The 11,566-nt window shown below is 31.0% G+C and carries 8 protein-coding genes; all 8 read left to right on the top strand.

Features of this window, described 5'->3' with window-relative positions:
- The first annotated feature begins 38 nt into the window (after positions 1-38).
- The 8 genes from ruvA (at position 39) to L1S33_RS01710 (ending at position 11,561) form a co-directional block, all read left to right on the top strand.
- Complete coding sequence (ruvA, locus tag L1S33_RS01745; protein WP_240560945.1) at positions 39-620, top strand: Holliday junction branch migration protein RuvA; 582 nt, start codon at positions 39-41, stop codon at positions 618-620.
- Positions 621-7,760, top strand: coding sequence for a T9SS outer membrane translocon Sov/SprA (sov, locus tag L1S33_RS01740; RefSeq protein ID WP_240560944.1), 7,140 nt, complete (start codon positions 621-623; stop codon positions 7,758-7,760).
- Positions 7,761-7,779: 19 nt separating this feature from the next.
- A complete protein-coding gene (gene gcvH, locus L1S33_RS01735; RefSeq protein ID WP_240551266.1) occupies positions 7,780-8,160 on the top strand; it encodes a glycine cleavage system protein GcvH in 381 nt (126 codons plus the stop codon).
- The gene (locus L1S33_RS01730; RefSeq protein WP_240560943.1) at positions 8,126-8,515 is read left to right on the top strand and encodes a VanZ family protein; all 390 of its coding nucleotides are present in this window, start codon (positions 8,126-8,128) and stop codon (positions 8,513-8,515) included. Before gcvH ends, L1S33_RS01730 begins: the two co-directional genes overlap by 35 nt.
- A 64-nt stretch (positions 8,516-8,579) precedes the next feature.
- A complete protein-coding gene (locus L1S33_RS01725) occupies positions 8,580-9,302 on the top strand; it encodes an energy transducer TonB (protein ID WP_240551268.1) in 723 nt (240 codons plus the stop codon).
- A 139-nt stretch (positions 9,303-9,441) separates the two neighbouring features.
- On the top strand, positions 9,442-10,194 hold the full coding sequence (locus tag L1S33_RS01720) for an energy transducer TonB (protein WP_240560942.1): 753 nt from the start codon (positions 9,442-9,444) through the stop codon (positions 10,192-10,194).
- 48 nt (positions 10,195-10,242) lie between these two features.
- Complete coding sequence (gene deoC / locus L1S33_RS01715) at positions 10,243-10,986, top strand: deoxyribose-phosphate aldolase (RefSeq protein ID WP_240560941.1); 744 nt, start codon at positions 10,243-10,245, stop codon at positions 10,984-10,986.
- A 2-nt stretch (positions 10,987-10,988) separates the two neighbouring features.
- Entirely contained in the window at positions 10,989-11,561 is a 573-nt protein-coding gene (locus tag L1S33_RS01710; RefSeq protein WP_240560940.1) for an acyltransferase, read from the top strand.
- The last annotated feature ends 5 nt before the right edge of the window (positions 11,562-11,566 follow it).

The raw sequence follows: 11,566 nt of genomic DNA, 5'->3' as shown, positions 1-11,566 counted from the left end.
TAATTTACCTACTTTAGAAGCCTTGTAAAAAGCATTCAATGATTACACAAATAAAAGGAAAATTAGTAGAGAAAAATCCAACGTACGTTGTAGTAGATTGTAATGGTGTTGGGTATTTGTTGCACATTTCTTTAAATACTTTTTCTGCAATTCCTGAAGGAGAAGCTGTTTTGTTTTATACACATTTAGCGGTTAGAGAAGATGCTCATACGCTTTTTGGTTTCGTAAATAAAACAGAACGAGAGGTTTTTAGGTTGTTAATCTCAGTTTCTGGAGTTGGTGCAAGTATTGCAAGAACCATGTTGTCATCGATGACTTCAGAAGAAGTTCAGCATGCAATTGCTAGTGAAAACGTTACTGTTATTCAATCTGTAAAAGGAATTGGCGCAAAAACAGCACAACGTGTAATTATAGATTTAAAAGACAAAATTTTAAAAACGTTTGCTATTGATGAAGTTTCAGTAGTAGAAAGCAATACAAACAAAGAAGAAGCGTTATCTGCATTAGAGGTTTTAGGGTTTAATAAAAAACAAGCCGATAAAGTAGTAAATAACGTTTTAAAAGAAATGCCAACAGCAAGTGTAGAAACACTAATAAAACAGGCATTAAAAAATTTATAATTGAAATTGAAAAAAAGATTTTTAGATATACTTTTAACGACACTTGCAATATTTGTAAGTGTTTTTGTGTTTTCTCAAACTACGCCAAGAGATAGTGTTGCTCCATTAAAATATAACTTTAATAACAGCCAAAACGGAGGTTTGTTTTTAAACAATCCGTCGGAAACAATTGTTAGTTACGATGCAAAATTAAACAAGTTTGTTATTGTAGAAAAAGTTGGTGATTTTTATGTAAGCACACCAATATTTTTAACACCAGAAGAATATGAAAAATATCGTTTAAAGAACGATATGAAAGATTATTTTAAAGAAAAAGTAGCTGCTACAAATTCAAAAAGAAAAGGAAATCAACAAGCGCAAAAGAATTTATTACCTAAGTATTATGTAAATTCAAAGTTTTTTGAAAGTGTATTCGGCGGAACAACAGTTGAGGTTATTCCAAGCGGACAAATAAATCTGAAACTTGGAGGTATATATCAAAATAACGAGAATCCACAGGTTTCTATAGATAATCAAAGTAGTTTTACATTTGATTTTGACCAACAAATTAGTGCAAGTATTTTAGCAAAAGTTGGAGAGCGTTTAAAAGTTACTGCAAATTACGATACACAAGCAACTTTTGGTTTTCAAGACCAAATTAAATTAGAATACACACCAACTGATGACGATATTATAAGAAATATTGAAGCTGGTAATATTAGCATGCCAATTAAAAATTCTCTAATTAATGGTGCACAATCTTTATTTGGTGTAAAAACTGAATTGCAATTCGGTAAAACATATGTTACTGCAGCGTTTTCTCAGCAAAATTCAGAAAGTAAAACAGTAGTTGCAGAAGGTGGTGCAACCATTGAGCCTTTTGAGTTAAGAGCAACAGATTACGATAATGATCGTCACTTCTTTTTATCACAATACTTTAGAGATACTTATAAAAACGCATTATCTAATTATCCATTAATTACTAGTCCTGTAAATATTACAAGAGTTGAGGTTTGGGTAACTAATAGAAATGCAAACACACAAGATTATAGAAGTATAGTTGGTTTTGCAGATATTGGTGAATCTAGCCCGGAAAACTTGGTTAACAGTAACGTTACGCCAAATTCCCCAGCAACTGTAAATGTTGGGGGAATGGGAGTAAATTTACCGTATAACGAAGTAAATAATATTTCAAATTTATTAGTGCAAACAGGTGGAATTAGAGATGTTTCTACAGTAGATTCTGCTATTAGATCTGAAGTTGCTAGTGCAGAACAAGGAACAGATTATTCCTATTTACAAAATGCAAGAAGATTACAGCCTAATGAGTTTACATTGCATCCACAATTAGGTTTTATTTCTTTAAATAGAAGATTAAATGATGGTGAAGTATTAGGTGTTGCTTTTGAATATACGGTTGTTGGAGCATCCAATGGAGAAAGTGTTTTTAGAGTTGGAGAGTTTTCTAATGATGGAGTTGCGGCACCAGCAAATATTGCAGTAAAATTATTGCGTAGCGAAATTTTAAGAACCATAACAAATGGATCGCCAGATGTTGCTTTTCCTACGTGGAGGTTAATGATGAAAAATGTCTATGCTTTAGGTGCATTTCCGTTAACACAAGACGGATTTAGATTTGAATTACTGTATAGAGATGACGAAACAGGAATTTTGCAAAATACTTTACAAAATGCTGATGATACAGCAATACAAAATAAACCATTATTAAACTTTTTAGATTTAGATAAATTAGATCAAAGTCAGTTTTCGGTGCCAGATGGAGATGGTTTTTTCGATTTTGTAGAAGGAATTACTATAAACTCTCAGCGAGGATATGTTATATTTCCAGAGCCAGAACCTTTTGGGAAAGATCTAGAGGCGAGACTTTCGTTAGTAAGTGATCAAAATAGATATACATTTAATGAGCTTTATTTAACAACCAAAGCACAAGCGCAAAACGAATATCAGAATAAAGATAAATTCTTTTTAAAAGGATATTTTAAGTCAGAAACAGCAAGAGGAATTTCATTAGGAGCTTTTAATATTCCACGTGGATCTGTTAGAGTTACCGCTGGTGGACGTGCATTAGTTGAAGGAGTCGATTATGTAGTAGATTATCAATTAGGACGTGTGCAAATTTTAGATCCAGGTTTAGAAGCATCAGGTATTCCTATTACTGCACGAGTAGAAAATCAGCAGTTTTTTAATCAACAAAGAAAAACATTCTTTGGAGTTGATGTTGAACACCGTTTTTCTGAAAATTTTGTTATTGGTGGTACATTTTTAAATGTAAATGAATCTCCAATTACACCAAAAGTAAATTTTGGAGCAGAACCTATAGATAATATAATGTTAGGGTTTAATGTAGATTATTCTACGGAAGTTCCATTGTTTACAAAATTAGCAAATAAGTTACCTTTTGTAGATACAGATGTGCCTTCAAACTTATCTGTAAGAGCAGATATGGCATATTTACTTCCTGGTTCTCCAAGTGGAATTGACGTTGACGGGCAAGCAACATCTTATGTAGATGACTTTGAAGCTTCTCAAATTCCAATAGATTTAAGTTCTCCTTTACAATGGTTTACAGCAAGTACACCAAATACACCAACATTTCCAGCTTTTAGAGGAGATTTAAGTAACGATTTACAATATAATAATAAAAGAGCTCGTATGTCTTGGTATACTATAGATCAGCTTTTTTATAGTGATAGTGGTAACAGACCAAATAATATTAATAACGAAGAATTATCGAGAGAAGAAGTACGTCAAATTCGTTATTCGGAATTATTTCCAAATACAGATTTAGATATAACGCAGCTTAACTTTGTTAGAACTTTAGATTTAGCATACTTTCCAAGTGAAAGAGGAACTTATAATTTTGACACAAGTTCTACTGTTAATGCAGATGGAACATTTTCTGACCCAGAAGATCGTTGGGGAGGAATTATGCGAGCTTTAACTACCACAAATAATTTTGAACAATCAAACGTAGAATATCTTCAGTTTTGGTTACAAGACCCGTATGATAATTATTCGATAACTACTGAAGAAGGTTTGCCTGTTGGAGTTGATCCATCCAATCCTATAAACCAAGTTGGAGATTTATATGTAAACTTAGGTAATATATCAGAAGATATTTTAAAAGATAATCGTAAACAATATGAAAATGGTTTACCAGCAGATGGAATAAAAACACCAAGTAATACAATTGCAACAACTTGGGGAGATGTACCTTTTAATCAATCTATATTATATTCTTTTGATGCAGAAGAAGCGGCAAGAGTTAATCAAGATTTAGGTTTAGACGGTTTGTCAGATGAAGAAGAACGAATTAAATTTCCAGCGTTTTCTTCTTTAGAAGATCCTGCGGGAGACAATTTCCAATTTTTTAGAGGAAGTAATTTAGATAATCAAAATGCTTCTGTTCTATCTCGTTATAAGTTATATAATAATACTGAAGGAAACTCGCCAACGATAAATCAATCTACAGAATCGTATCCAACATCATCTACAACATATCCAGATGTAGAAGATATAAATAAGGATCAAACAATGAACTCTGTAGAAAGTTATTTTGAATATAGAGTTTCATTAAATAAAAGTGATTTAGAATTAGGGCAAAATAATATTGTTGATACAAAAACAACTACCGTTACTTTAGCAAATGGAGCATCTAGAAGTACAACCTGGTACCAATTTAGAATTCCATTACGTAATATAACTGATGATCAAAAAATAGGTGGAATTACAGATTTTAACAGCATTCGTTTTATGCGTATGTATCTTACAAAATTTAAGATGCCTGTAGTTTTACGTATGGGAGAATTAGAATTGGTTCGTGGAGATTGGCGTCGATATACTAAAACGTTAGATCCGGCTACATTACCACAACAAAACCTTACCAATCCAGAATTAAACAACTTTGAGGTAGGTGTTGTAAATATTGAACAAAATGAAGAACGTTACGTTTTACCTCCAGGAATATTAAGAGAACAATTACAAGGAACAAATACTATTCAGCGTCAAAATGAGCAATCTGTTTCTTTAAAAGTGAAAAATTTAGAACAAGAAAAGATTAGAGCTATTTATAAAAACATTAGCATTGATTTACGTAGATACGAAAACCTTAAAATGTTTATTCATTTAGAAGACGCTAAATCTACTAATTTAACAGAAGATGATGATGTTGTTGCAGTTATACGTTTAGGAACTGATTTAAATGATAATTTTTATCAAATTGAAATGCCTTTAAAACTATCAACAGTTTTAGCAAATCCTACAGCTTTAGAAGCATGGCCAGAAGCAAATAATTTAGATTTAGCTTTAGATAGGTTAGGTAAGTTAAAGGTAGAAAGAGATGGAGCAGGTTTAGCAATAAATGAACTATATCCTGCTGTAGCAGTGGCAGATGAAGATGGTTTGGTAATTAGAGTAAAAGGTAATCCAACTTTAGCACAGGTTAGAACTGTAATGTTAGGGGTTAAAAATAGTTCTGTTACAGAGAAAAGTGCAGAGGTTTGGTTTAATGAATTGCGTGCAGTTGGTTTCGATAATAAAGGAGGTTGGGCAGCTGTTGTTAATGCTGATGCAAATTTTGCAGATGTTGCAGATGTTTCTTTAGCGGGAAGAATGAGTACTATTGGTTTTGGTAATGTAGAAGATAGAGTACAACAACGTAGTATAGAGGAAGTAAAACAATATGATGTTGCAACAACCGTTCAGGTAGGTAAAATGATGCCTAAAAAATGGAACATGCAAATACCAATGAGTTATACGTATGGTGAAGAATTTCGTGATCCAAAATACGATCCTCAGTATCAGGATGTAGAACTTGCAGATGCTTTAGAAGTAAATCCCAATAGTAAAAATGCACAAGATTATACAAGAAGAAAGAGTATTAGTTTTATCAATGTAAAAAAGAATAGAAATCCAGAAAGTAAAAAGAAACCTAAGTTTTACGATGCAGAAAATTTCTCAATTTCGTATGCTTATAACGAAGAGTTTCATAAAGATTATAACATAGAAAGTTATACAAATAAAAATGTGCTTGCTGGTGCAAATTATAATTTTGGCTTTCAACCTTGGGTTATAGAACCGTTTAAAAAATCTGAGTTTTTAAAAGGGAAATGGTGGCAAGTTATTCGAGATATTAATATAAATCCAGTTCCTAAAACATTAGCAATAAATTCTAATATTAACAGGAATTACACAGAACAACAGTCAAGAAATTTATTAAACGATCCGTTAAATCCTTTACCATCTCAACCAACATTAACACAAAGAAGGTTTTTGTTTAATTGGGATTATACTATTGGTTTCGATTTAACAAAATCGTTAGCGTTAAACTTTAATGCTACTAATAATTACATTTACGACAATCAAAACGAGCAATTAGATGTGTTCGATAAATTCTTTGCAATAGGTCGTCCAGATCATTATCATCAAAAATTAAACGCAACCTATCAAATACCGTTGAAAAAAATACCTGCTCTAAACTTTATAAATGCAGATTATGGCTATACAGCAGATTTTGATTGGCAAGCAGCATCACAAAGTTATGTAGATAAGGTTGGTAATATGATACAGAATGCCAACAGTCATAATATAAGTAGTACCATTGATTTTAGTCGTTTTTATAAAAATATTAAACTAGATAAATTATTTATAAAAGGGAATAAAAATCAATCTAAAAGAGTAGCTAAAGGCGGTCCTACTCTAGGTAATTTATCAAAACCAACACCTACAAGAAATTTAAAGAAAAATGCATCTACAGGACAAAAGGTGTTAAAAGGTTTCTATGATGTAATTACTTCCGTTAAAAAAGCAAAAATCAGTTATTCTGAAACAAACCAAACAATGTTGCAAGGTTATACGCCAACAGTTGGGTTTTTAGGAAGAGATAATGTTGGTGGAGGTTTAGCACCAACTTTCGGATTTGTTTTTGGAAGCCAAACAGAAATATTAAACAGAGCAATCGAAAATAATTGGTTAGTTACAAGAGAAGCAAACGAAGAATATTATAACAAAACCTACGGAAGAAATAATTTAAAGAAGTTAGATTATACCGTTTCTGTAAAACCATTTAGAGATCTTATTATTGATGTTCGAGGGAATAGAATTAAAACGAATAGTTTAAATCAGCAATTAGATGTAATTCCTGATGGAAATGGAGGATACGAACAAAATACGGCACTTAAAACTTTTGAAACAGGTAACTTTAGTTCAAGTTATTTTATGTTAGGAACTGCTTTTACAGATGCAGATGTGTTGTTTCAAAATTTCTTAGATTTTAGAACAGATGTTGCTAATAGACTTTCTGTTGAAAATGGTTTTCCTGTAGATGGTTATACAAATTCTAATCAAGAGGTATTGTTGCCAGCATTTATGGCAGCATATTCAGGGAAAGATCCTAATTCTGTAGATACAGGAATCTTTAAAAATATTCCAATTCCTAATTGGACCTTGCGTTATAATGGTTTAATGAAGTACAAATGGTTTAAGAAAAACTTTGCTGCATTTTCGGTTTCTCATGGTTATAATTCTTCATATACAATTGGTGGATACACAAATAATTTATTATATGAAGGAGTTAATGCTGATCAGCCAATTAGTTCTTCAAATTTACCAGTAAAAAATTCTGCAGGAAACTATCAATCTCAATTATTAATATCTTCAGCAACATTAATAGACGAGTTTTCACCCTTAATTAAAGTAGATTTTAGAATGAGAAATTCTTTTTCATTTAAAGGTGAAATAAGAAAGGATAGAGCATTAACACTTAACTTTAATAATAACACATTAACAGATATTAAGGGAACTGAATATGTGGTTGGATTTGGGTACAGAATTAGAGATGTGAAATTTAATACACGTTTTGCAGGTAAAAAAGAAGTATTAAAAGGAGACATAAACCTAAGAGCAGATGTTTCAATGAGAGACAACATAACTCAAATTAGAGCAATTGATGAAGGAAATAATCAGATTACTGGAGGAGAAAAATTATTTAGCTTTAAGTTTATAGCAGATTATAATTTAAATAAAAACCTTACCGCTTCTTTTTATTACAATCATCAAACGTATAAATACGCAATATCAACAACATTCCCAAGACAAGCTATAAACGCCGGAATAAACATAATATATAATTTAACACGATAAACTATAAAATAAAATTACAATGAACATACCTACAGATTTAAGTTACACAAAAGACCATGAATGGATTAAAATTGATGGTGATACAGCAACAATTGGTATTACCGATTTTGCACAAGGAGAACTTGGAGACATCGTTTATGTAGATGTAGATACATTAGATGAAACAGTAGAAAAAGACGAAGTTTTTGGATCTGTTGAAGCAGTAAAAACTGTATCAGATTTATTTATGCCTTTAAAAGGCGAAGTAATTGAATTTAATGAAGCTTTAGAAGATGAGCCAGAATTGGTAAATTCAGATCCATATGGAGAAGGTTGGATGATTAAGCTTAAAATTGAAGATGAAAGTCAAATTAAAGACTTACTAAATGCTGAAGCATATCAAGAACTTATTAAAGGATAATATTTTTTTTATAGCAATTGCAATAACTGTTGTAATTGCTGTTTTGAGTTTAATAAAATTAGGTAATCAGCCTGTTGTTGCAATTTCTAATATTGATAAAATTGAACATTTAATTGCTTATTTAGTTTTAACTTTAAGTTGGTTGTTTGCAGTTAGAGCAACTCTATCAAAAAATAAAATTAAATACTCAGTAGTTATTGGTTGTATTCTTTACGGCATAATTATTGAGGTTTTACAAGGAACAATAACCGATTACCGGGAAGCAAGTTATTTAGATATGCTTGCAAACACATTAGGAGCAATCATAGCAATGTTAATTTTTAATAAGAAAATTGAAAAAAAACGAGCTATTTAACGTTTAGGCTTGTATAAGTCATAAAAAATTAAGTAAATTAGCGAACTATTAAAAACTATTTAGGATGGAAATTAAGAAAAATCCAAAATCAAATTTAGAGAATTACAGCAAGTTGTTTATGCAACTAGGTTTGGTTTTAGCGTTATTTGTAACGTATGTAGCAATTGAGCAAAAGACGTATGATAAGTCTGTGTCTTCTTTAGCAGATGCTAACATGGCAAATGAAATTGAAGAAGAAACAATTATTATTCAAAATACGCCACCACCACCACCACCAAAAACTCCACCACCACCAACTCCAGAAAAGATTGAAGTGGTAGAAGATGATAAAGAGGTGGAAGAAACAGTAATTGAAACTACAGAAACAGATGAAACTGAAGCTGTAGAAGTAGAGGAAATTGTTGAGGTAGAAGAGGAAGAAGAAGTTGTAGAAGACGTTCCTTTTTCAATTATTGAAGAAGTACCAGTTTTTCCAGGTTGTACAGGAACAAAAGCACAAAAGAAAGATTGTTTAAATAAAAAGATGCGTAAGCACGTACAAAGAAACTTTGATGCTGAGTTAGCTAATGAGTTAGGTTTAGCGCCAGGTAAGAAAAAAATCTATGTTCAATTTAAAATTGATAAAGATGGAAGTATTACTGCTATTAATGCAAGAGCACCACACCCAAGATTAAAGAAAGAAGCTATTCGTATAGCAAAAAAGTTACCTAAAATGAAACCAGGTAGACAAAGAGGTAAAGCGGTTCGTGTAGGTTATACACTACCAATTACTTTTAATGTAGAATAGATAAAAATATTTTTATATTTTAAAAAACGCAACTCATTTGAGTTGCGTTTTTTGTTGTTTTAAATGTTAAAATTTTAATTAACATTGTAATGGCATGTTTCTTGTCTTAACATAGTCTTAACATTAAAACTATCTTATTATGAGCAACTTAAAGAAAAAGCCAAGAAAACAATTAGAAAAATTTTCAACAGTATTTATGCAACTAGGTTTGGTATTAACCTTATTTACAGTCTATGCAGTTTTAGAGTTTGAAACAGTAGAAAAGAAAAATTTAGTTGAAGATTATGATCCAGGAGAAAACACCTATGTAATTAATGAAACTCCTCCAATGGCATTTATAAAAGATATACCTAAGCCCAAATTTCATGAGCCAGTTAAGCCAAAAACAACAACTATTTTAAGTGTAATTAATAAAACTAATGATGAAACAGTATCAAAAGTAATTAATTTGCCTTCTGAAGATAAAACACAACCTATCGATTTTAATAAAGTTCCAGTTATTAAAGAGGAAGAACATATTGACGATAATGATGATCCCAAAAGTTTTGTTTTTTTAGAAGAAGTTCCAATTTATAGAGGTTGTGAAGGTTTGCCTAAAGAAGAAAATAAAAAGTGTTTTGTTAGAAAAATATCTAAGCATGTACAAAAACATTTTAATAGTGGTTTAGGTCAAGATTTAGGATTGTCTTCAGGTAAAAAGAAAATGTACGCATTGTTTGTAATAGATAAAATAGGAAATGTTACACAGGTAAAAATAAAAGCACCTCATAAACGATTAGAAAAAGAAGTGCAAAGAATTGTAGATAAAATTCCACAATTTACACCAGGGAAACAGCAAGGGAAACCTGTTAAAGTAAAATATACTTTACCTATTACATTTCATGTAGAATAAAATTTTAAAACTCAGCTTTATTGCTGAGTTTTTTTATTTTTGCTACTAATGAAAGTTAATAATTATTTAGATAGCACATATCTTAAAACTGCTGAACAGGCCAATATTTCTGTTAATGAAACTACTCAAAAAAATATTGCGCTTATTGAAGATGCGATTCAATATAAGATGAAATTGGTAATGCTTCGTAGCAACTATATTACTATTGCTAAAGAACTGATTGCTAAAAATAACTCAGAGGTTTTAATTGGAACTGTCATAGATTTTCCTGAAGGAAATTCTTCAGTTGAATGTAAGATTTCCGACGCAAAAAGCGCAATTGCATTAGGCGCAGACGAACTCGATTTTGTTGTCAATTACAAAGCATTTAAAAAAGGAAATCTAGCATTGATAAAATCTGAAATTCTAAGCTGTACTAAGCTTTGTTTGGAAAATAATAAAGCTATAAAGTGGATCATAGAAATTGCTGCATTATCAAATGAAGAAATAATTGTACTTTCACAATTGATTAAAAATACAGTTATCAGTAATTTTGAGGAATCAAGTTTTGAGAATGTTTTTGTAAAATCATCAACAGGATTCTTTCAAACTGGAAATAATAAACCAAGTGGAGCAACTTTTGAAGCTATGAAATTAATAGTAGAAAATGCTTCACCATTAAAAATAAAAGCTGCTGGAGGTCTTAAAACTTTTGAACAAGCTAAAAAAATGATTTCTATTGGAGTGGATAGAATTGGAACTTCTTCAGCAAAACAAATTATTTTAAATTTAAAAACAGAAACAAACTATTAATTATGAATGATTTTTTTGCACATGAAACTGCTGTAATAGACAGCGGATGTATAATTGGGAATGGCACAAAAATTTGGCATTTTAGTCATATAATGCCTAATTGTACAATTGGAGATGGTTGTAATATTGGTCAAAATGTAGTGGTTTCACCAGAAGTAATTTTGGGTAACAATGTTAAAGTTCAGAATAATGTTTCAATTTATACAGGTGTAACTTGTGAGGATGATGTTTTTCTTGGTCCCTCAATGGTTTTTACCAATGTTATAAACCCAAGAAGTGCTGTAAATCGCAAAAACGAATACCTAAAAACTACCGTAAAAAAAGGTGCTAGTATCGGCGCAAATGCAACAATAGTTTGCGGAAATGATATTGGTGAGTTTGCTTTTATTGGTGCTGGAGCAGTTGTTGTAAAAGAAGTGTTGCCGTATTCTTTAGTTGTTGGTAATCCTTCAAAACATATTGGTTGGGTTAGTGAATATGGTCATCGTCTTAATTTTGATGAAAACGGATTGGCAACTTGCTCAGAGAGTTTAGAAAAATATCAATTAAAAGAAAAAAGAGTTACGAAACTTTAATATAT

The organism is Tenacibaculum aquimarinum (assembly GCF_022478115.1).
In the GTDB taxonomy this organism is placed as follows: Bacteria; Bacteroidota; Bacteroidia; order Flavobacteriales; family Flavobacteriaceae; genus Polaribacter; species Polaribacter aquimarinum_A.
This window is presented reverse-complemented; position numbering and strand designations above follow the sequence as displayed.